Origin of the sequence: Chelatococcus composti (genome assembly GCF_014201415.1) — a bacterium.
Classification (GTDB): Bacteria; Pseudomonadota; Alphaproteobacteria; order Rhizobiales; family Beijerinckiaceae; genus Chelatococcus_A; species Chelatococcus_A composti.
This window is the reverse complement of record NZ_JACHEH010000002.1, coordinates 144,399-165,954: the sequence shown is the minus strand read 5'-3', so window position 1 is coordinate 165,954 and position 21,556 is coordinate 144,399. Positions and strand designations below refer to the sequence as shown.

Below are 21,556 nucleotides of genomic sequence, written 5' to 3'. Positions count from 1 at the left end.
GTTCAATAGCCCCGCTGGCGGTCGACGAGGTGCTCCAGCGGCTCGCCGGCCTCCAGGCGCGCGATCTGGCGCGCGACGAGGCGCACGACGCTCTCCGGATCGCTCATGGCGGCGTTGTGCGGCGTCACGATCACGCTCGGGTGGTCCCAGAAGCGGGAGCTGTCAGGCAGCGGCTCCGTCTCGAAGACGTCGAGCGAGGCGGCCAGGAGCGTGCCGTCGTCGAGCGCCCTCAGGATGTCCTCCTCGACCTGCAGGCCGCCGCGCCCGGCGTTGATGAACACCGGGCCGCCGAGGCGGCCGTCGCGGGCGAGGCCGCGGAACAGCGCGTAGTTGGCGATGCCGCGGGTCTCCGGCGTCAGCGGCAGGAGAAGGACGAGGATGTCCGTGCGGGCGAGGAAGGCGGCGCGCTCCGCCTCGCCGGTGAATACCTTCAGGCCGGGACAGTCCTTGGGCGTGCGGCTCCAGCCTGCGACGTCGAAGCCCATGACGGCGAGCTTGCGGGCGGCGTCCTGCCCGAGGACACCGAGCCCCATGATACCCACCCGCACGTCGCGCGCGGCGGGCTGGTGCCGGTCGTCCTCCCATACATGCGCCCGCTGCTGTGCGTCGTAGCGGCGCTGCTGGCGCAGGTGCATCAGACAGTGCAGGACGACATACTCGCTCATGCGGTTCGTGAGGTCGTGGTCCACGACGCGCGCGATGGGCACGTCCGGAAGGTCGGGATCGCCCATCAGGTGGTCCACGCCGGCGCCCAGGGAGAAGATCGCCTTCAGGTTCGGCAGGCCGCGGAAGGCGCCGGGCGGATGCTTCCAGGCCACGCCATAGATGATCTCTGCGGGGTCGTAGGCCTCGCCGAAGCGCACCACGCGCCGGCCCGGCAGCAGGCGCTGCAGCCGCTCGACCCAGGAATCGACGTGCCAGCCCGTGAGGGCGACAAGAATGGTCATGCCGTTCGCTCCGCCATACGTTCGAGAATGATGCCGCGCGCGGCCGGCCTGTCCTCGGTGATCGTGTAGGCCCGGCGCAGGGCGGCCTCGGCCGCATCGGCCGTGCTTTTGTCGCGCGCGTGGATGATGGCGAGTGGCTGGTCTGGGCCCGCCTCGTCGCCGGGGCCCGCGAGCTGCGTGAGGCCCACGGCATGGTCGATGGGGTCTTCCGCGCGTGTGCGGCCGCCGCCGAGCGCGACGACCGCGATCCCCACGGCGCGGGTGTCGACCGACGCGACGAAGCCGTCGCGCTGTGCGTGGATGGCGCGCTCGATCGGCGCACGGGCGAGGTAGCGTTCGCTCGCTTCGATGATGTCTGCCGGCCCGCCGAGGGCCGCCACCATCATGCCGAAGCGTTCGGCGGCGCGGCCGCTGGCGATGGCCTCCTCCATCCGCACGCGGCCTTCGGCGGGGCTCGCGGCGATGCGGCCGAGGAAAAGCATCTCGGCGCCGAGCCGCACGGTTACCTCATGAAAGCGCGGCTCGTGCCGGCGGCCGGTGAGATAGTCGACCGCATAGGCGACCTCGACCGCATTGCCCGCCGCGCTGGCGAGCGGCGCATCCATGTCGGTGAGCAGCGCGCTCGTGGGCAGGCCGGCGCGGTTCGCCACCGTCACGAGGCTCTTCGCCAGCGACTGCGCCTGCTCCAGGCTCGTCATGAAGGCCCCGGAGCCGACCTTGACGTCCATCACCAGGCCCTCGAGCCCGGCGGCGAGCTTCTTCGACAGGATCGAGGCCGTGATGAGCGGGATCGATTCCACTGTTCCGGTGATGTCGCGGATGGCGTAGAGCCGCCTGTCGGCGGGCGCGAGGTCGCCTGTCTGGCCGATGATGGCACAGCCGACGTTGCGCGTGACGGCGCGGAAGGTGTCCGCATCGGGCTGGGACACGTAGCCGGGGATGGAGTCGAGCTTGTCGAGCGTGCCGCCGGTGTGGCCGAGGCCGCGGCCGGAGATCATCGGCACGAAGCCGCCGCAGGCCGCGACAGCGGGCGCAAGCGCGAGGCTCACCGTGTCGCCGACGCCGCCCGTCGAATGCTTGTCGAGCACCGGGCCGGGCAGCTCCCACCGCAGCACGTCGCCGGAGCGCGTCATGGCCTCGGTCAGCGCCACGCGCTCGTCGAGGTTCATGCCGCGGAAGAAGACGGCCATGGCGAAGGCCGCCGCCTGGCCCTCGGTGACGCGCCCTTCCGTCAGGCCCTCGATGAGGAAGAAGATCTCCTCCTCGGTGAGCGCCGCACCGTCGCGCTTCTTGCGGATGATTTCCTGCGGCAGCAAGGCCATGCGCGCCTCGTGGGAATGCGCCAGCCGGCGCTGAATCATGAAGGGGCAGGGTGCCCGCGCCGCACCGGCTTGTCCATGTCGGCTCCGGCCATCACGCCGGCATGAAGTAACGCGCGAGCACCGTCTCGTAGATGGCCGTGAGTGCCTCGAGGTCGCTGACCCGGACGCATTCGTCGACCTGGTGCATGGTCTCGCCCACGAGGCCGTATTCGATCACCGGGCAGTAGTCCTTGATGAAGCGCGCGTCGGACGTGCCGCCCGTGGTCGAGAGCGCCGGCCGCCGGCCGGTATGGGCCTCCACCGCATCCTGCACCAGGGTGACGAAGTCGCCCGGCTCCGTCACGAAGGCGGTCGCGTTGGTCGGCGCGAAGACGACGTCGTAGCGGATGGCGTCGCCGGCCGCCGCGGCAAGGCGGCGTCTGATCTCGGCCGCGAGTGTCTCGGGCTGCCAGGTGTCGTTGAAGCGGATGTTGAACGTCGCCCGCGCCTCGGCCGGGATGACATTGGACGCCGGGTTGCCCACGTCGAGCGTTGTCATCTCGAGGTTCGACGGCGCGAAATGGGCCGTGCCGGCGTCGAGCGGCTCGGCGAGCAGCGCCGAGACGAGGCGCACCATGCCATGGACCGGGTTGTCGGCGAGGTGCGGATAGGCGACGTGCCCCTGCCGGCCGTGCACTGTCAGGTGGCCGGTCAGCGAGCCTCGCCGGCCAATCTTGATCATGTCGCCGAGGTGCTTGGGGTTCGTCGGCTCCCCGAGGATGCAGTGGTCGAAGCGCTCGCCCCGCGCCCTCGCCCATTCGAGCAGCCTGACGGTGCCGTTGACAGCCGGCCCCTCCTCGTCGCCGGTCAGCAGGAAGCCGATGGAGCCGGAGAAGCCGGGATTGGCGCGGACGAAGCGGATCGCCGCCGCGAGCATGGCGGCGACGCCGCCCTTCATGTCGCAGGCGCCCCGCCCGTAGAGGACACCGTTCTCGACGGTGCCGGAGAAGGGGGGATGCCGCCAGCGGCTCTCGTCGCCCGGCGGCACGACGTCGGTGTGGCCGGCGAAGAGGAGGAAGGGCGCCCCCGTGCCGTAGCGCGCATAGAGGTTCTCGACGTCCGGCGTACCGGGTGCCGAGAAGGTGACGCGCTCGGTGGAGAAGCCCGCCTCGGCAAGCACGGCCTCGCAAAAGGCGAGCGCCCCGGCCTCGGCGGGCGTGACCGACGGGCAGCGGATCAGCGTCTGGGCGAGCGCAACAGGGTCGGCGTGGGTCATGGAAGCCTCGCGGGATGGCGCCCGGTGCCGGCCGGGCGGAGCCGGCCTGCCCGCCAGGGACGCGGGATGTCTTGCGCCTGTCCTGCGGCCTTGGCCGGCAGGGCCGCCGGGGCAGCCTCAGTCGCGCAGGAGCTCGTTGATGCTCGTCTTCGCCCTCGTCTGGGCATCGACGCGCTTGACGATGACGGCGCAGTAGAGCGAGGGGCCGGGCGTGCCGTCGGGCAGCGGCTTGCCGGGCAGGGTGCCGGGCACGACGACGGAGTAGGGCGGCACGCGGCCGACGAAGACCTCGCCCGTGGTGCGGTCGATGATCTTGGTCGAGGCACCGATGAAGACGCCCATGGAGAGGACCGAGCCCTCGCCGACGATGACGCCCTCCACCACCTCGGAGCGGGCGCCGATGAAGCAGTTGTCCTCGATGACGACCGGGCCGGCCTGCAGGGGCTCCAGCACGCCGCCGATGCCGGCACCGCCGGACAGGTGCACGTTCTTGCCGATCTGCGCGCAGGAGCCGACCGTCGCCCAGGTGTCGACCATGGTGCCCTCGTCGACATAGGCGCCGAGGTTGACGAAGGAGGGCATCAGCACGACGCCGGGGGCGATGTAGGCGCCGCGGCGCACGGTGCAGTTGGGCACGGCGCGGAAGCCGGCCGCCTTGAACTCGGCCTCACCCCAGCCGTCGAACTTGGAGGGCACCTTGTCCCACCACGTGGCCTTGCCCGGCCCGCCCGGGATGACGGACATGTCGTTGAGGCGGAAGGAGAGGAGCACCGCCTTCTTGAGCCACTGGTTGACCTGCCAGGTGCCGTCCACCTTCTCGGCGACGCGCGCCTTGCCGGAATCGAGCAGGGCAAGCGCCGTCTCCACCGCCTCGCGCACGGGGCCGCGCGTCGCAGGCGAGATGCCGGCCCGCTCCTCCCAGGCGCTGTCGATGGTGGTGGCGAGATCGGCGTGCGTCATGGCTGTTCCTCGGCTCTTTCCTCGGCGGAATTCGTCGAGGGCTTTGTGGCAGCGGCGCTGCCGGTGTCAAGTCGCGGGGCAGCATCGCCGCCCCGCGTTTCGCTCGGGCTATTCGGCCGGGATGTAGATCTCGGCGCCCTTTTCCCGGAATTCCTGCGCCTTCTGCTCGAGGCCCACCATGCGTTCGGCCTCGGCCCGCAGGTCCTGCGTGATTTTCATTGAGCAGAACTTGGGGCCGCACATGGAGCAGAAGTGCGCCACCTTGTGCGCGTCCTTGGGCAGGGTCTCGTCGTGGAAGGCGCGCGCCGTATCCGGGTCGAGCGAGAGGTTGAACTGGTCCTCCCAGCGGAAGTCGAAGCGCGCCCGCGACAGGGCGTCGTCGCGCAGCCTGGCGGACGGGTGGCCCTTGGCGAGATCGGCCGCGTGCGCCGCAATGCGGTAGGTGATCACGCCGGCCTTCACGTCGTCGCGGTTGGGCAGGCCCAGGTGCTCCTTGGGCGTGACGTAGCAGAGCATGGCCGTGCCGAACCAGCCGATCATCGCCGCGCCGATGGCGGAGGTGATGTGGTCGTAGCCGGGGGCGATGTCCGTCGTGAGCGGGCCGAGGGTGTAGAATGGCGCCTCGCCGCAGTGGGCGAGCTGCTTGTCCATGTTGACCTTGATCTTGTGCATCGGCACGTGGCCGGGGCCCTCGATCATCACCTGGCAGCCCTTGTCCCAGGCGACCTTGGTGAGCTCGCCGAGCGTCTCCAGCTCCGCGAACTGGGCCTCGTCGTTGGCGTCGGCGATGCTGCCGGGGCGCAGGCCGTCGCCAAGCGAGAACGAGACATCATAACGACGCATGATGTCGCAGATCTCGTCGAAGCGCTCGTAGAGGAAGCTCTCCTTGTGGTGCGCGAGGCACCAGCGCGCCATGATGGAGCCGCCGCGCGAGACGATGCCGGTGACGCGCCTGGCCGTCAGCGGCACGTAGGCGAGGCGCACGCCCGCGTGGATGGTGAAGTAGTCGACACCCTGCTCGGCCTGCTCGATGAGCGTGTCCTTGAACACTTCCCAGTCGAGCTTCTCGGGCTCGCCGTTCACCTTCTCGAGCGCCTGGTAGATCGGCACCGTGCCGATCGGCACCGGCGCGTTGCGCATGATCCAGGAGCGGATGTTGTGGATGTTGCGGCCGGTGGAAAGGTCCATCACCGTGTCGGCGCCCCAGCGGATGGCCCAGACGAGCTTCTCCACCTCTTCCGCCGCCGAGGAGGTGACGGCCGAGTTGCCGATGTTGGCGTTGATCTTCACCAGGAAGTTGCGGCCGATGATGGTCGGCTCCAGCTCCGGGTGGTTGATGTTGGCCGGGATGATGGCGCGCCCGCGGGCGATCTCCTGGCGGACGAACTCGGGCGTGACGAAGGGCGGGATCTCGGCACCGAAATCCTCGCCGTCGGCCCGGCGCTCCTCGGCGCCGGCGAGCATGGCGGCGCGGCCGAGGTTCTCGCGGTGGGCGACGTAGATCATCTCCTCGGTGATGATGCCGGCGCGAGCGAACTCGAGCTGCGTCACGAGCTGGCCGGGCTTGCCGGCGAGCACGTCGCGCCGGGCCGGGCAGGGCGGCACCAGCTTGTCGGCCGAGACGTTGCCGTTGTCCTCCGGCTTCACGGGGCGCGCCTCGACCTTCGCGAAGCCGCGCCTGGCGATCCACTCGCCGCGCACGGAGGGAAGGCCGGCGGCAAGGTCGATCACCGCCTCGGGATCAGTGTAGGGGCCGGAGGTGTCGTAAATGCGGAACGGCTCCTCGCCCGATGAGGGTGAGAGCGCGATCTCGCGGAAGGGCACGCGGATGTCCGGGCGGCCCTCAGGGCTCGTGTAGACCTTGCGCGAGCCGGCGATGGGGCCGGTCGTGACGGCTGCCGGAGTGGCGGTCTTGGGCTTGGTATGCACTGTCATGTGGATCTCCTCCTCGGTCGACAAGGAGATCCGGGCATCAGCGATTTGTATGGGATTGGCGTCGATCGCGCATTTCCGTCCCTTCGCCGGCATGACCCGGATCAGGTCCTAAGGGTCACCGCGTTGCCTGGGCGCTCATGCGTCCGCGCCGGCGGTATCTCAGCCCCCTAGCGGGGCCCCCCTCGGAACGGGCGCGAGACTCGGCCTTTTGCCCCCCGTTGTCAACGAAAGCCCATGGTGCAGTGCAGCGCCCACGAAAAAGGCCGGGGCATGCCCGGCCTTTTCGTCACGTTTGGGGGGAGGGGCTCAGAGGCCGAGCTTGCGCTTGCGCTGGGCCAGCGTGCGCAGGCGCAGGGCGTTGAGCTTGATGAAGCCGGCGGCGTCGCGGTGGTCGTAGGCCACGGCGCCTTCCTCAAAGGTCACGAGCTCCTGGTCGTAGAGCGAGTAGGGGCTCTCGCGGCCGACGAGGTGCACGCCGCCCTTGTAGAGCTTGAGGCGCACCTGGCCGGTGACGAACTCCTGGCTCTTGTCGATGAGCGCCTGCAGCATCTCGCGCTCGGGCGAGAACCAGAAGCCATTGTAGATGAGCTCGGCATATTTCGGCATCAGCTCGTCCTTGAGGTGCGCCGCACCGCGGTCGAGCGTGATCGACTCGATGCCGCGGTGCGCGACGAGCAGGATCGTGCCGCCGGGCGTCTCGTACATGCCGCGGCTCTTCATGCCGACGAAGCGGTTCTCGACGAGGTCGAGGCGGCCGATGCCGTTGGCGCGGCCGAGCTCGTTGAGCTTGGCAAGCAGCGTTGCCGGCGACATCCTGACGCCGTCGATGGCAACCGGGTCACCCTTCTCGAAGTCGATGGTGATGTAGGTGGGCTTGTCGGGCGCCGCCTCGGGGTCGATGGTGCGCGAATAGACGTAGTCAGGCACCTCCTGCGCCGGGTCCTCGAGCACCTTGCCTTCGGACGAGGAGTGCAGGAGGTTGGCGTCCACGGAGAAGGGCGCCTCGCCGCGCTTGTCCTTGGCGATGGGGATCTGGTTCTGCTCGGCGAACTCGAGCAGCTTGGTACGCGAGGTCAGGTCCCATTCGCGCCAGGGGGCAATGACAGTCACGTCCGGCTTCAGCGCGTAGTAGCTGAGCTCGAAGCGCACCTGGTCGTTGCCCTTGCCCGTGGCGCCGTGGGCCACGGCATCGGCGCCGACCTTCTCGGCAATCTCGATCTGCTTCTTGGCGATGAGCGGGCGGGCGATGGAGGTGCCGAGGAGATACCAGCCCTCGTACTGGGCGTTGGCGCGGAACATCGGGAAGACGTAGTCGCGCACGAATTCCTCGCGCAGGTCCTCGATGAAGATGTTCTCCGGCTTGATGCCGAGGAGCAGGGCCTTCTGGCGCGCGGGCTCCAGCTCTTCCCCCTGGCCAAGATCGGCGGTGAAGGTGACGACCTCGCAGCCATAGGTCGTCTGCAGCCACTTGAGGATGATGGAGGTGTCGAGGCCGCCGGAATAGGCGAGGACGACCTTCTTCACGCGCTTGTCGGACATGATCGGGGACTCGTGAGGCTCGTGGGAGCGGCCGCTGCCGCCATGAAGCAGTGAAAGCGGCCGGACTATAGTGAGGCTGCGGCCGGGTGCAAGCCGTGGATAGTGGGGACTGTCGGATGAGCCGCGCCCCTGCCACGCGAAAGCCGCGATTGTGGGCGAGGGGAAGGCCGCTTTCCGCTTCCCCCCTCCAGCGTTTCGAGTTGTCCGTGCCCCAGCGTCCTGTTCTCGACTTCTGGTACGATTTTGCCTCGCCCTATTCCTATCTCGCCGCCATGCGCATCGAGCCGCTGGCCGAGGCGGCGGGCGTGGAGATCCGGTGGCGGCCCTTCCTGCTCGGGCCCATCTTCGCCGGGCAGGGCTGGGCATCCTCGCCCTTCAACCTCTTTCCGAGCAAGGGGCGCTACATGTGGCGGGACGTGACGCGCGAGGCGGCGCGGCTCGCGCTTCCCCTGAAGCGGCCCGACCCCTTCCCGCAGAACAGCCTCACGGCGGCGCGGCTCGCGCTCGCGCTGCGGGAGAAGGGGCTGGCATCCGCCTTCACGCGCGCTGTCTTCGCGGCCGAGTTCGGCGAGGGGCGCTCGATCTCGGACATCACCGTCATCAGCGACATCCTGCGCGAGCTTGGCGTCGACGTGGCGTCCACCGTGTCCTCGGCGCAGGCTGCTGCGGTGAAGTCCCGCCTGCGGGCCGAGACGGAGGAGGCGCGCACGCGCGGCATCTTCGGCGCGCCGACCTTCCTGTGCGCCGACGGCGAGATGTTCTGGGGCAACGACCGGCTGGAGCAGGCGCTCGCCTGGGCCACGGGTGAGCGGCCGGCGGGCCTGCTCTAGGGGCGGCGGCCTTTTCAGCCGGCGGGACTTGCGCCGGCGCGGCAGCGCGATTATGTTGCGGCCATCCTGACATCCAGAATGGTTCGATGGAACCGTGACGGAGTGGGCCCCGCCGGGTCCGCTCTTTTTCGTTCTGGGCGTCGGCATCATTTGCTGCGCGGCCCCTTACAGGGCGGCGCCATCGGCTGGAGGAGCCGCACCATGGAGCAGGACGAGGCCCGGATCATCGAGGAGACGGGCGTTGCCGCGCGCGTCGCCGCGATCGTCTCGCCCGTGCTCGCGGACCTCGGCTACCGGCTCGTGCGCGTCAAGGTGACGGGGCAGAACGGCTGCACCGTGCAGATCATGGCCGAGCGGCCGGACGGCACGATGACGGTTGACGATTGCGAGATCGTGAGCCGCGGCGTCTCGCCGGTGCTCGACCTCGAGGATCCGATCCAGGGTGCCTACCACCTCGAGATTTCCTCGCCCGGCATCGACCGGCCGCTGGTGCGCGCCTCCGATTTCGAGCGCTGGAGCGGCCACGAGGCCAAGATCGAGACGAGCCTGCCGGTCTGCGGCCGCAAGCGTTTTCGTGGTATCCTTCTGGGGTTGGCCGACGGCAGCGTCAGGCTGAAGCGCGGTGACGCCAAGCCGGATGAAGAGGCTGAGGTGGCGATCGCGCTCGCTGACATCGCCGAGGCACGGCTCGTCCTCACAGACGCCCTGATCACCGAGGCGCTGCGTCGTGCCAAGGCCGCCCGGGTGGGCGAGGATGCCGGCGAGGTGGAAGACGATACCGGGGACGCAATCAACTAGCCGCGGCTGTGCTGCGGCAACGCATTTCATCCTGCTGGCCGGTGCATGCCGGGCGGCGGGGCATCAGGAGGAGGAGTGACGGACATGGCCGTCAGCGCCAACAGGCTCGAGCTTTTGCAGATCGCGGATGCGGTTGCACGCGAAAAGGTGATTGACCGTTCCATCGTGCTTGCGGCGATGGAGGATGCGATCGCCAAGGCGGCGCGCTCGCGCTATGGGGCCGAGACGGACATCCACGCCGAGATCAATCCGCGCACGGGTGAGCTCAGGCTGGCGCGCCACCTCCAGGTGGTTGAGAACGTCGAGGACATGGCGACGCAGATCAGCCTCGAGGATGCCCGTCGTCACAACCCGGCCGCGCAGATCGGCGACGTCATCGCCGACACCCTGCCGCCCTTCGACTTCGGCCGCATCGCCGCCCAGTCGGCCAAGCAGGTCATCGTGCAGAAGGTGCGCGAGGCCGAGCGCGACCGGCAGTACGAGGAGTACAAGGACCGCATCGGCGAGATCGTCAATGGCACGGTCAAGCGCGTCGAATACGGCAACGTCATCGTTGATCTCGGGCGCGGCGAGGCGATCGTGCGCCGTGACGAGCTGATCCCGCGCGAGACGTTCCGCCCCGGCGACCGCATCCGCGCCTATCTCTACGACGTGCGCCGCGAGACGCGCGGCCCGCAGATCTTCCTGTCGCGCACGCACCCGCAGTTCATGGCGAAGCTCTTCGCCCAGGAGGTGCCGGAGATCTACGACGGCATCGTCGAGGTGAAGGCGGTGGCCCGCGATCCGGGCTCGCGTGCCAAGATCGCGGTGATCTCGCGCGACAGTTCCATCGACCCTGTCGGCGCCTGCGTCGGCATGCGCGGCTCGCGCGTCCAGGCCGTGGTGCAGGAGCTGCAGGGCGAGAAGATCGACATCATTCCCTGGTCGCCTGACGCAGCCACCTTCATCGTCAACGCGCTGCAGCCGGCCGAGGTGGTCAAGGTGGTGCTCGACGAGGATTCCGAGCGCATCGAGGTGGTGGTGCCCGACGAGCAGCTGTCGCTTGCCATCGGCCGCCGCGGCCAGAACGTGCGCCTCGCCTCACAGCTCACCGGCTGGGATATCGACATCCTCACCGAGGCCGAGGAGTCGGAGCGCCGTCAGAAGGAGTTTGCCGAGCGCACCAAGCTGTTCATGGAGGCGCTCGACGTCGACGAAGTCGTCGGCCAGCTGCTTGCTTCCGAGGGCTTCAGCTCGGTTGAGGAGATCGCCTACGTCGACCTACCGGAGCTGTCGACCATCGAGGGCTTCGACGAGGAGACGGCGCAGGAGCTCCAGACCCGCGCCCAGGAATATCTCGCCAAGCGCGAGGCCGAGCTTGACGCCCGGCGCCGGCAGCTCGGCGTCTCGGACGAGCTGCGCGAGATCGACGGCGTGACGACGGCGATGCTCGTCGCCTTCGGCGAGAACGGCATCAAGACGATCGAGGATCTGGCCGGCTGCGCGACGGACGAGCTCGCCGGCTGGACCGAGCGCAACGGCTCCGAGACGACGCGCCACAAGGGCATCCTCGACGAGTTCGAGGTCTCGCGCCAGCAGGCCGAGGACATGATCATGTCCGCGCGCGTCAAGGCGGGCTGGATCGAGCCGCAGGACGAGGACGAGGACGAGGACGAAGTTGAGGCTGACGCGCCGGCGCAGGAAGGCTGACGCCGGGCAGGTGCGGGCCGGTCGCTCGAGGAGTGGGACGTGCCGCGTAGGAGGGACGAAGGGCCGCACCGGCGCTGCATCGTGACGCGGGCCGAGCGCGACCCGGACGAGATGATCCGCTTCGTCGCGGCGCCGGACGGCACGATCGTGCCCGATTTGCGCCGTAAGCTGCCCGGGCGTGGCGTTTGGGTCGGCGCCAGCCGTGCACTGGTGGCCGAGGCCGTCCGCCGCAAGGCTTTCGCCCGGGGGCTCAAGGCGCAGGTCACGGTACCCGCGACCCTGGCCGATGACGTGGAGGAGCTTCTGCGGCGCGACAGCGTGCAGGCGCTTGCCCTCGCCAACAAGGCGGGCCTCGTGGTGACCGGCTTCGGCAAGGTGGAAGAGGCGGCGGCAGCCGGGCGCGTCAGGGCCGTCATCCACGCCGCGGAGGCCGCGGCTGACGGGCGGCGCAAGATCGCGCAGGCGCTTTTCCGCGGGTTCGGCGAGCGCGCCGCGGAGGTCGACGTGGTCGAAGTTTTTGCGGGCCACGATTTGGATTTGGCATTGGGGCGCTCACATGTGATACATGCTGCCCTGATCGCCGGGCCGGGCAGCGAGGGATTTCTTGCGCGGTGGCGCCGGCTGGCGCGCTACCGCAATGGAGAAGGCGGCACACCGCCGGGGGACGAGGCCCCGGGCGTGCCGCACGAGCGAGATTTGGACAAACACGTAGGCGCAGGATTCGAGCCGAATGAGTGACACGAAAAACCCGACCGACAAGACGCTGAGCGTGACGCCGTCGAAGACGCTCACGCTGAAGCGCCCCGTCGAACAGGGCGTGGTGCGCCAGAGCTTCTCCCACGGCCGTTCGAAGGCCGTGGTGGTCGAGAAGGTGAAGCGTCGCGTCATCGGGCCCGGTGGCGAGCAGCCGGCTCCGGCGCAGCCGCAGGCCGCGGCGCCCGCCGCGCCGGCTCAGCGGCCGGCTGCGCCCGCGCCGCAGGGTGGCCGTCCGGCGCAGGGCCGTGGGCAGTCTGCGCCGCGTCCGTCCGGCGTCGTCCTGCGCTCGCTCACCGAGGAAGAGCGCGATGCGCGCCTGCAGGCCCTGCAGGATGCAAAGCGCCGCGAGATCGAGGAGCGCAAGCGCGCCGAGGAAGAGGCGCGCCGCCGCGCCGAGCGTGAGGAGCAGGAACGCCGCGAGCGCGAGGCTGCCGAAGCCCGCAAGCGCGAGGAAGAGGAGCGTCGCCGCCTCGACGAGGAGCGCAAGCGCAAGGCCGAGGAAGAGGCGGCTCGCCGCCTGGGGACGGAGGAGCGTCCGGCTGCCGCCGAGGCGTCGGGTGCCGCCGCCGCTGCGCCGCGCGGCGAGATGCGTCCCGCGACCCCGGCCGAGGCGCGCCGTCCCGCCGGTGGGCCGGCGGGCCGTGCCGTTGCGGACGACGACGACGGCCGCGCGCCGCGCCGCTCCCCCGGGGCTGCGCCGCGTCCGGCCGCTGCGCCGGCTCCCAAGCCGAGCCGTGGCGGAGGCGAGGAGCGTCGCCGCGGGCGCCTGACGGTGACTGCTGCCCTGACGGCCGGAGACGAGGAGCGCACCCATTCGGCCGCTGCCTTCCGCCGCCGCCTGCAGCGCATGAAGGGCCACAGCCACAACGAGCCGAAGGAGAAGATCAGCCGCGAGGTCATCCTCCCGGAGACGATCACCATCCAGGAGCTCGCCAACCGCATGTCGGAGCGGGCCGTGGACGTCATCCGCCTGCTGATGAAGCAGGGGCAGATGATGAAGATCACGGATGTGATCGACGCCGATACGGCGCAGCTCATCGCCGAGGAGATGGGCCACACCGTCAAGCGTGTTTCCGAGGCGGACGTCGAGGAGGGGCTGTTCGACGAGCCGGATCCGGAGGGCACGCTCGAGCCGCGCCCGCCGGTCGTGACCATCATGGGTCACGTCGACCACGGCAAGACCTCGCTGCTCGACGCCATCCGCAAGACCAACGTCGTCTCCGGCGAGGCTGGCGGCATCACGCAGCACATCGGTGCCTACCAGGTGACCTCGCCGCTCGGCGGCAAGATCACCTTCATCGACACGCCCGGCCACGCCGCTTTCACGGCCATGCGTGCCCGCGGCGCCAAGGTGACGGACATCGTCGTGCTCGTCGTGGCGGCCGATGACGGCGTCATGCCGCAGACGATCGAGGCCATTAACCACGCCAAGGCCGCCGGCGTGCCGATGATCGTGGCGATCAACAAGATCGATAAGCCCGAGGCCAATCCCCAGCGCGTGCGAACGGAGCTGCTCCAGCACGAGGTGGTGGTGGAATCGATGGGCGGCGAGACGCTCGAGGTTGAGGTGTCGGCCAAGACGGGCGCCAATCTCGACAAGCTGCTCGAGAGCCTGCAGCTCCAGGCCGAGATCCTCGAGCTCAAGGCCAACCCCAACCGCGCCGCCGAAGGCACCGTCATCGAGGCGAAGCTCGACCGCGGCCGTGGTCCGGTCGCCACCGTGCTCGTGCAGCGCGGCACGCTGCGCGTCGGCGACATCGTCGTTGCCGGCTCCGAATGGGGCAAGGTGCGCGCGCTCGTGGCCGACAACGGCGGGCAGCTCAAGGAGGCCGGCCCGTCGGTGCCGGTCGAGGTGCTCGGCTTCAACGGCACGCCCGAGGCGGGCGACCGCGTCGCGGTGGTCGACTCCGAGGCCCGCGCCCGCGAGATCACCGGCTACCGCGAGCGCGTGAAGCGCGATCGTCTGGCGGCCCGCGGCGCCAGCCAGGCCCGCTCGCTCGCCGACATGATGCGCGATCTCAAGGAGGGTGCCGGCCGCAAGGAGTTCCCGCTTGTCGTCAAGGCCGACGTGCAGGGCTCGGTCGAGGCCATCGTCGGTGCGCTCGAGAAGATCGGCAACGACGAGGTGCAGGCGCGTGTCATCCACGCGGGTGTCGGCGGCATTACCGAGAGCGACGTGACGCTGGCGGAAGCCTCCGGCGCGGCCGTGATCGGCTTCAACGTCCGTGCCCACAAGGAGGCGCGCGAGGCCTCCGAGCGACTCGGCATCGAGATCCGCTACTACAACATCATCTACGACCTCGTGGATGACGTGAAGCAGGCGATGTCGGGCATGCTGGCGCCCACGCTGCGCGAGCACATGCTGGGCAATGCGCAGATCCTCGAGATCTTCAACATCACGAAGGTCGGCAAGATCGCGGGCTGCCGCGTCACGGATGGTGTCGTCCAGCGCGGGGCCAACGTGCGCCTCATCCGCGACAACGTCGTCATTCACGAGGGCAAGCTCAGCCAGCTCAAGCGCTTCAAGGACGACGTGAAGGAGGTTGTCGCCGGTCAGGAATGCGGCATGGCCTTCGAGAACTACCAGGACATGCGCGTCGGCGACATCATCGAGTGCTACCGCGTCGAGGAAGTGAAGCGCACGCTCTGAGGGCTGCGTAGGAGGCATGTTTGCAGGCCGGGCCCGTCCCGGCCGGCGCATGCCGGCGCACGCCCCGCGGCCTTCCCGGTCGCGGTGCGGGCGTGTCGTTGCAATCGGCCGCAAGGCCGCAGGACCCGGTCCGATCCCGGGAAGAAGACATGGCCAAATCACGTTTCGACAAGGGCGCCGGGCCGTCCCAGCGCCAGTTGCGTGTCGGCGAGGCGGTGCGTCACGCCCTTGCCGACATCCTCGCCCGCGGCGAGGTGATGGACGAGGTGCTGACCTCGCACGTCATCACCGTGCCGGAAGTGCGCATGAGCCCCGACCTCAGGCTAGCGACGATCTTCGTGATGCCGCTGGGCGGGCAGGACGCCAAGGAGGTGCTGGCCGCGCTCGACCGCAACCGGCGCTTCCTGCGCGGGGAGCTGGCGCGCCGCGTCAACCTCAAGTTCGCGCCCGACGTGCGCTTTCGTCTCGACGAGAGCTTCGACGAGGCGCAGCGGATCGACACGCTCCTGCAGAGCGAGAAGGTCCGCAGGGACCTCGCCCGTCCCGAAGGTGCGGGCGACAATGACGAAGAAGCCTGACGGCAACGGATCACCTCTCGATGAGCCAGGACAAGGAACAGCGTGGCGTCGGCACGGCGCAGGGCGCAGGGGAAGGCAGCCTACAGGCGCGCGAGGGCCAGCGGGGGCCGCGGCCGCCGCGCCCGAAGAAGCGCGACGTTCACGGATGGGTGGTGCTCGACAAGCCCGTCGGCATGACCTCGACCCATGCCGTCGCCGTCATCAAGCGCATCTTCAACGCCAAGAAGGCGGGCCACGCCGGCACGCTCGACCCGCTCGCCTCGGGCATCCTGCCCGTGGCATTGGGCGAGGCGACGAAGACCGTCCCTTTCGTCATGGACGGGCGCAAGGCCTATTCGTTCACCGTGAGCTGGGGTGCCGAGACCGACACCGACGACGCCGAGGGCAACGTGGTGGCCACCAGCGATGTGCGGCCCGACCGGGCGGCCATCGAGGCGCTGCTGCCGCGCTTCACGGGCACCATCATGCAGGTGCCGCCGCGCTTCTCGGCCATCAAGATCGACGGCGAGCGCGCCTATGACCTCGCTCGCGACGGCGAGGTGGTGGAGCTGCAGGCGCGCCCTGTGCAGATCGACCGCCTGAGCCTCGTGTCCCACGACGGTCAGACCAGCGTCTTCGCCGCCGAGTGCGGCAAGGGCACCTATGTTCGGGCCATCGTGCGCGACCTCGGCCGGGCGCTCGGCTGCCTCGGTCATGTGGCGACGCTGCGGCGCACGCGCGTCGGTCCCTTCGAGGAGGCGGACGGTATTTCCATCGAGGCGCTGCGCGAGCTCGAGGAGCTCGACGAGGTGACGCGGGCGCAGAAGGGACTGAAGCCCGTGGCAGTCGGCCTCGCCGCGCTGCCGCAGGTCGCCGTCTCACGCTCGGACGCCGGACGGCTTGTGCGCGGCCAGTCCGTGCTGCTGCGCGGCCGCGATGCGCCGCTCGACGAGGGCTGCGTGGCGGTGTTCGCCCACGGCACGCTCGTGGCGCTCGGAGACATCGAACATGGCGAGCTGCATCCGCGCCGCATCTTCAACCTGCCGCAGGCGCGCTGACGGCCGCTCTGGTGTTGGCGTGACAATCGGTATATAGAGACCGCTTCGCGTGGGGCATGCCCCGCGCGCAGCATGCCGACCCGACCGCGCTGGACGACATCCCGGCCCGGCCGGCGGCAAGCCGCCTCCCGCGTGAGCGGCGGTGGTATCGATAACCTCAAGCGAAAGGACGAACCGATGTCGATCACGGCCGAGCGCAAGCAGGCGCTCCTCAAGGAATATGCCCGCGAACCGAACGATACGGGCTCTCCGGAAGTGCAGATTGCGATCCTCACGGAGCGCATCGTCAACCTGACCGAGCACTTCAAGGTCCACACCAAGGACAACCATTCCCGGCGTGGCCTTCTCAAGCTCGTTTCGCAGCGCCGTTCGCTGCTCGACTACCTGAAGAGGAAGGACGAGGCCCGCTACCGCGCTCTCATCGAGCGTCTCGGCCTTCGTCGCTGAAGGCTCTGCCCGGAGCGTCCGCGCTCCGGGCATTTTGCCGCCGCGTCCTGGGCGACGCGGCCCAAGACCGGTGCGGCGCCCCCGGGGCGCGGCACCTCGAGCCGGGAGGACAGCTGCATGTCGATGCATTCCCCCGGCTCTGCGTCAGGCCCTTCCACGGGGAGGGGCCGCGAACCGGCCAGGCTGACGACCATGGCAGGATCGCCAGACGCTTCCCGCCGTTCGCGCCCCCCAGGGCCGGCGGGCCGGGTAGCTTCTCGCCGTCTTGCTCATGGCGTCGACCACATGGCCCGACCATGAGAGAAAAGACATGTTTGACATCCAACGCGTGGAACTGGACTGGGCCGGCAGGAAGCTCACCCTCGAGACCGGTCGCATCGCCCGCCAGGCGGACGGCGCCGTGCTCGCGACCTATGGCGAGACGACCGTGCTCGCCACCGTGGTGGCGGCGAAGGAGCCGAAGCCCGGCGTCGACTTCATGCCGCTGACCGTGAACTATCAGGAGAAGGCCTACGCGGCCGGCCGCATCCCGGGTGGCTATTTCAAGCGCGAGGGCCGGCCGAGCGAGCGCGAGACGTTGGTCTCCCGCCTCATCGACCGCCCGATCCGCCCGCTGTTCGTCGAGGGTTGGCGTTGCGACACCCAGGTCATTGTCACGGTGGTGAGCCATGACCTCGAGAATGATCCTGACATCGTCTCGATGGTGGCGGCCTCGGCGGCCCTGACCCTGTCGGGTGTGCCCTTCACCGGCCCCATCGGCGCGGCGCGGGTCGGCTACATCGGCGGCGAGTACAAGATCAATCCGACGCTCGCCGAGATGGAGAGCTCGGACCTTGACCTCGTCGTCGCCGGCACGGCCGATGCGGTGCTGATGGTGGAATCGGAGGCCAAGGAGCTGCCGGAAGACGTGATGCTCGGCGCCGTGATGTACGGCCACAAGCACTTCCAGCCGGTCATTGACGCCATCATCAGCCTGGCCGAGAAGGCGGCGAAGGAGCCGCGCCAGCTCGAGATCGCGGACCTTTCCGAGGTGGAGAAGGCGGTCCTCGAGATCGCCGAGGCGGACCTGCGCGACGCCTACAAGATCGTCGAGAAGCAGGAGCGCTATGCCGCGGTGGACGCCGCCAAGGCCAAGGTGCTGGCAGCGCTCTGCCCGGAGGAGGGCGAGGCCCGCTTCGACGCCGAGCAGGTCAAGGCCGTCTTCAAGGACGTCCAGGCCAAGATCGTGCGCTGGAACATCCTCGACACCGGCACGCGCATCGACGGGCGCGACGTCAAGACCGTGCGTCCCATCCAGGCGGAAGTGGGCTTCCTGCCGCGCACGCACGGCTCGGCGCTCTTCACCCGCGGCGAGACGCAGGCGCTGGTCGTCGCGACGCTCGGCACGGGTGACGACGAGCAGTTCGTCGACTCGCTGGAAGGCACCTACAAGGAAACCTTCCTGCTGCACTACAACTTCCCGCCGTATTCGGTGGGCGAGACAGGCCGCATGGGTTCGCCCGGCCGCCGCGAGATCGGCCACGGCAAGCTCGCCTGGCGCGCCATCCACCCGATGCTGCCGCCCCATCACGAGTTCCCCTACACGATCCGCGTGGTTTCCGAGATCACCGAGTCGAACGGTTCCTCGTCGATGGCGACGGTGTGCGGCGCCTCCCTGTCGCTGATGGACGCGGGCGTGCCGCTGCGCCGCCCGGTGGCCGGCATCGCCATGGGCCTCATCCTCGAGGGTGACCGCTATGCGGTGCTGACGGACATCCTCGGCGACGAGGACCATCTTGGCGACATGGACTTCAAGGTCGCGGGCACCGACCAGGGCGTGACCGCGCTGCAGATGGACATCAAGATCGCCGGCATCACCGAGGAGATCATGCGTGTCGCCCTCGAGCAGGCGAAGGCCGGGCGCATGCACATCCTCGGCGAGATGTCGAAGGCCCTCTCCGGCGCCCGCGCCGAGCTCGGCCAGTACGCGCCGCGCATCGAGACCATCAAGATCCCGCAGGACAAGATCCGCGAGGTCATCGGCTCGGGCGGCAAGGTCATCCGCGAGATCGTGGAGAAGACCGGCGCCAAGATCGACATCTCCGACGACGGCACGGTCAAGGTGGCCTCGTCCGACCTCAAGTCGATCACGGCGGCGATCAACTGGATCAAGAGCATCGCGGCCGAGCCGGAAGTCGGCGTGATCTACGAGGGCACGGTGGTGAAGACCACGGACTTCGGCGCCTTCGTCAACTTCTTCGGCTCGCGCGACGGCCTCGTCCACATCTCGCAGCTCGCGGCCCAGCGGGTGCAGAAGGTGACGGATGTCGTCAAGGAAGGCCAGAAGGTCAAGGTCAAGCTGCTCGGCTTCGACGAGCGCGGCAAGGTGCGCCTGTCGATGAAGGCCGTCGACCAGGAGACCGGCGAGGACCTCGAGGCCAAGGCCAAGGCGGACTCGAATTCGGACGCCGAGAAGGTGGCCGAGTAAGGCTGGCCGAAAAACCGGCCGGGTGCTGCCCGGCTGGTCGGACGACAGGGGCCGCCGGAGCAATCCGGCGGCTTTCGCTTGCGTGGTCCCTACTGGCTCGCCCAGATGATGCGCGCCATCCAGGCGATGTCGCTGACGGGGAGGAAGCGGTCCTCGTGCTCGGGGTTGAGCGAGCGCAGCTCCACCGTGCGGGCCGTCCGGCGCTTCAGCTCCTTGGCCATGAACTCGCCGTCAGTGGTCTTGACCACGACCCGGTCCCCGCGCCGCACGCTTGATGTCGGCGAGACGATGATGATGTCGCCGTCGCGATAGAGCGGCATCATCGAGTCGCCGGAGATCTCGAGTGCATAGACCTTCTCGTCGATGCCGTCGGGGAAGGACACCTCGTCCCAGCCTGTGCCGACCGGAAAGCCGCCGTCATCGAAGAAGCCGCCGCGCCCGGCCTGGGCAAAACCGATGAGCGGTATCGTCCGGTGAGGCACCTGCTCCTGCTGGCGGACCACCGACAGGAAGTCGTCGATCGTTGCGCCGGTGGCATCGAGCACCTTGGCGATGGACTCGGTCGAGGGCCAGCGCGGGCGCCCGTCCGCACCAATGCGCTTGGAGCGGTTGAAGGCTGTCGGATCGAGGCCGGCCTTGCGCGCCAGCCCCGAGGCGCTGAGACCATAACGGGACGCCAGAGCGTCGATCGCGTTCCAGATCGATTCGTGCGACAGCATGCCCACCTCCCACTTCGCGGAAATGGTGCATCGCGCAGCGGGGCACTCCGCCGCGTTAGGATGACAGTCTAACTATAGGACTTATTGCCCTCATTGTCTCGTGCGAAATCTTGCCGCAACAACCTTTGAATACCGTTTTGTGCAGATTGATCTTCGCCGCGCGAGCCCCTACAGCGAGACGTGCGCGCAGGAGTTTTGTAGTGGCGTTGGTGTACAAGATTTGTCCGCGGCAGATGTGGGCCGAGGCGGAGGCTGCCGGCGTGTTCGCCGGCGCCCCGGTCGATGTCGCGGATGGCTTCATTCATTTCTCGACGGCCGAGCAGGTCCGCGAGACGGCGGAGAAGCATTTCACCGGCCAGGACGACCTTGTCCTCGTGGCCGTCGAGGCTGCCGCCCTGGGTGAGGCGCTGCGCTGGGAGCCGTCGCGTGGCGGAGCGCTCTTTCCGCACCTTTACGGTCCCCTCGCCCTTTCGGCGGTTCGTTCGGTCGTGCCGCTGCCGCTGGGCGCGGACGGACGCCATCAGTTTCCGGACGGCCTGTGATGTTGTCGTTTCTCGCAACCGTCGCGCGGCCCGCGCTGTTCGCCCTCGATCCCGAAACCAGCCACCGCCTCGCCGTTCGTGTTCTTTCGATGATGCCCGTCGCGGCGCCGGAGACGGATGCGCCCGTCCTCGCCGTCAGGGCCTTCGGCCTCGACTTTCCCAACCCCATCGGCCTTGCTGCGGGTTTCGACAAGAATGCCGAGGCCGTCGACGGGGCTTTCGGCCTCGGTTTCGGTTTCGTCGAGGTGGGGACGATGACGCCGCGCCCGCAGCCCGGAAACCGCCGGCCGCGGCTCTTCCGCCTCGTGCGCGATGAGGCGGTGATCAACCGTTTCGGTTTCAACAACGAGGGGCATGCGGCCGGGGTTGCGCGGCTCGCCCGCCGTGGCAATCGTCCCGGCCTCGTCGGCGTCAACATCGGCGCCAACAAGGATACGAAGGACCGGGTGGCGGACTATGTGGCCGGCATCCGCGCCTTTGCGCCCTATGCCGCCTATTTCACCGTCAACGTTTCCTCGCCCAACACGCCCGGCCTGCGCGACCTGCAGCATGCTGCCGCGCTTGATGAGCTTCTGGCCCGCGTCATCGAGATGCGCGACAGCGTGGCCGAGGCGCACGGGCGCCGGCCGGTGCTCCTCAAGATCGCGCCGGACCTGACGCTGCCGGAGCTCGATGCGCTGGTGGCGGTGACGCGCCGGCGCGGCATCGACGGGCTGATCGTGTCGAACACGACGGTGACGCGCCCGCCCGGTCTCGTGGAGACGGATGTCGGCCAGGAGGCCGGCGGCCTCTCCGGCAAGCCGCTCTTCCCCCTTGCCACGGCGATGCTCGCGGCCACCTACCAGCGGGTGGAGGGCGCCTTCCCGCTCATCGGCGGCGGAGGCATCGATTCGGCCGAGGCGGCCTGGACCAAGATCACCGCCGGGGCCACGCTGCTACAGCTCTACACGGGCCTCGTCTACAAGGGGCCGAACCTGGTGCATGACATCAAGGCGGGGCTGTGCGAGCGGCTCGCGCGCGAGGGGCTCGACAGCCTGCTGCCAGTCGTCGGCCGCAACGCGGCGGACCTTGCCCTCAAGGCCTGA

18 protein-coding genes and 1 riboswitch are annotated in these 21,556 nt (G+C 69.1%); of the genes, 11 read left to right on the top strand and 7 right to left on the bottom strand.

What is annotated here, in order from left to right:
• Positions 1 to 2 precede the first annotated feature (2 nt).
• The 6 genes from HNQ73_RS04055 to HNQ73_RS04030 all read right to left on the bottom strand — a co-directional run bounded on the left by HNQ73_RS04055 (position 3) and on the right by HNQ73_RS04030 (position 7,958).
• Positions 3 to 947 (bottom strand): 2-hydroxyacid dehydrogenase, encoded by a 945-nt coding sequence (locus tag HNQ73_RS04055; RefSeq protein ID WP_183332535.1) that lies wholly within the window; start codon positions 945 to 947, stop codon positions 3 to 5.
• Entirely contained in the window at positions 944 to 2,269 is a 1,326-nt protein-coding gene (gene deoA / locus HNQ73_RS04050; protein WP_244649867.1) for a thymidine phosphorylase, read from the bottom strand. Before deoA ends, HNQ73_RS04055 begins: the two co-directional genes overlap by 4 nt.
• A 91-nt stretch (positions 2,270 to 2,360) precedes the next feature.
• Entirely contained in the window at positions 2,361 to 3,524 is a 1,164-nt protein-coding gene (gene dapE, locus HNQ73_RS04045) for a succinyl-diaminopimelate desuccinylase (protein ID WP_183332531.1), read from the bottom strand.
• 117 nt (positions 3,525 to 3,641) lie between these two features.
• On the bottom strand, positions 3,642 to 4,484 hold the full coding sequence (dapD, locus tag HNQ73_RS04040; protein WP_183332529.1) for a 2,3,4,5-tetrahydropyridine-2,6-dicarboxylate N-succinyltransferase: 843 nt from the start codon (positions 4,482 to 4,484) through the stop codon (positions 3,642 to 3,644).
• A 108-nt stretch (positions 4,485 to 4,592) separates the two neighbouring features.
• On the bottom strand, positions 4,593 to 6,419 hold the full coding sequence (gene thiC / locus HNQ73_RS04035; protein ID WP_183332527.1) for a phosphomethylpyrimidine synthase ThiC: 1,827 nt from the start codon (positions 6,417 to 6,419) through the stop codon (positions 4,593 to 4,595).
• A gap of 61 nt (positions 6,420 to 6,480) precedes the next feature.
• A riboswitch (TPP riboswitch) is annotated at positions 6,481 to 6,612 on the bottom strand.
• Between the two features lie 113 nt (positions 6,613 to 6,725).
• Positions 6,726 to 7,958, bottom strand: a complete 1,233-nt coding sequence (locus HNQ73_RS04030) for an argininosuccinate synthase (RefSeq protein WP_183332525.1) — start codon at positions 7,956 to 7,958, stop codon at positions 6,726 to 6,728.
• A 206-nt stretch (positions 7,959 to 8,164) separates the two neighbouring features.
• On the opposite strand from HNQ73_RS04030, the gene HNQ73_RS04025 reads away from it, so the two are divergent.
• The 9 genes from HNQ73_RS04025 to pnp all read left to right on the top strand — a co-directional run bounded on the left by HNQ73_RS04025 (position 8,165) and on the right by pnp (position 19,210).
• Positions 8,165 to 8,788, top strand: coding sequence for a 2-hydroxychromene-2-carboxylate isomerase (locus HNQ73_RS04025; RefSeq protein ID WP_183332523.1), 624 nt, complete (start codon positions 8,165 to 8,167; stop codon positions 8,786 to 8,788).
• 201 nt (positions 8,789 to 8,989) lie between these two features.
• Positions 8,990 to 9,586, top strand: a complete 597-nt coding sequence (rimP, locus tag HNQ73_RS04020; protein WP_183332521.1) for a ribosome maturation factor RimP — start codon at positions 8,990 to 8,992, stop codon at positions 9,584 to 9,586.
• 84 nt (positions 9,587 to 9,670) lie between these two features.
• Positions 9,671 to 11,275, top strand: coding sequence for a transcription termination factor NusA (gene nusA / locus HNQ73_RS04015; protein WP_183333302.1), 1,605 nt, complete (start codon positions 9,671 to 9,673; stop codon positions 11,273 to 11,275).
• Between the two features lie 39 nt (positions 11,276 to 11,314).
• Positions 11,315 to 12,013, top strand: coding sequence for an RNA-binding protein (locus HNQ73_RS04010; protein WP_183332520.1), 699 nt, complete (start codon positions 11,315 to 11,317; stop codon positions 12,011 to 12,013).
• Positions 12,006 to 14,681 carry a translation initiation factor IF-2 gene (gene infB / locus HNQ73_RS04005; RefSeq protein WP_183332518.1) on the top strand — a complete coding sequence of 892 codons (2,676 nt, stop codon included), beginning with the start codon at positions 12,006 to 12,008 and terminating at the stop codon, positions 14,679 to 14,681. Before HNQ73_RS04010 ends, infB begins: the two co-directional genes overlap by 8 nt.
• Positions 14,682 to 14,830: 149 nt before the next feature.
• Positions 14,831 to 15,259 carry a 30S ribosome-binding factor RbfA gene (rbfA, locus tag HNQ73_RS04000; RefSeq protein WP_183332516.1) on the top strand — a complete coding sequence of 143 codons (429 nt, stop codon included), beginning with the start codon at positions 14,831 to 14,833 and terminating at the stop codon, positions 15,257 to 15,259.
• Between the two features lie 20 nt (positions 15,260 to 15,279).
• Positions 15,280 to 16,296: a tRNA pseudouridine(55) synthase TruB gene (gene truB / locus HNQ73_RS03995; protein ID WP_183332514.1), complete on the top strand. Its 1,017-nt coding sequence runs from the start codon at positions 15,280 to 15,282 to the stop codon at positions 16,294 to 16,296.
• Positions 16,297 to 16,473: 177 nt separating this feature from the next.
• Positions 16,474 to 16,743, top strand: coding sequence for a 30S ribosomal protein S15 (gene rpsO, locus HNQ73_RS03990; protein WP_183332512.1), 270 nt, complete (start codon positions 16,474 to 16,476; stop codon positions 16,741 to 16,743).
• A 310-nt stretch (positions 16,744 to 17,053) separates the two neighbouring features.
• Positions 17,054 to 19,210: a polyribonucleotide nucleotidyltransferase gene (gene pnp / locus HNQ73_RS03985; protein WP_183332509.1), complete on the top strand. Its 2,157-nt coding sequence runs from the start codon at positions 17,054 to 17,056 to the stop codon at positions 19,208 to 19,210.
• Between the two features lie 89 nt (positions 19,211 to 19,299).
• Here pnp and HNQ73_RS03980 read toward each other — a convergent pair whose 3' ends face one another.
• Complete coding sequence (locus tag HNQ73_RS03980; protein WP_183332507.1) at positions 19,300 to 19,929, bottom strand: S24 family peptidase; 630 nt, start codon at positions 19,927 to 19,929, stop codon at positions 19,300 to 19,302.
• 200 nt (positions 19,930 to 20,129) lie between these two features.
• Between HNQ73_RS03980 and HNQ73_RS03975 the strand changes: the two genes are divergently transcribed.
• Both HNQ73_RS03975 and HNQ73_RS03970 read left to right on the top strand, forming a co-directional pair.
• Positions 20,130 to 20,471, top strand: coding sequence for a DUF952 domain-containing protein (locus HNQ73_RS03975; RefSeq protein ID WP_183332505.1), 342 nt, complete (start codon positions 20,130 to 20,132; stop codon positions 20,469 to 20,471).
• Positions 20,471 to 21,556, top strand: coding sequence for a quinone-dependent dihydroorotate dehydrogenase (locus HNQ73_RS03970; RefSeq protein WP_183332503.1), 1,086 nt, complete (start codon positions 20,471 to 20,473; stop codon positions 21,554 to 21,556). The genes HNQ73_RS03975 and HNQ73_RS03970 overlap by 1 nt, the downstream gene beginning before the upstream one ends.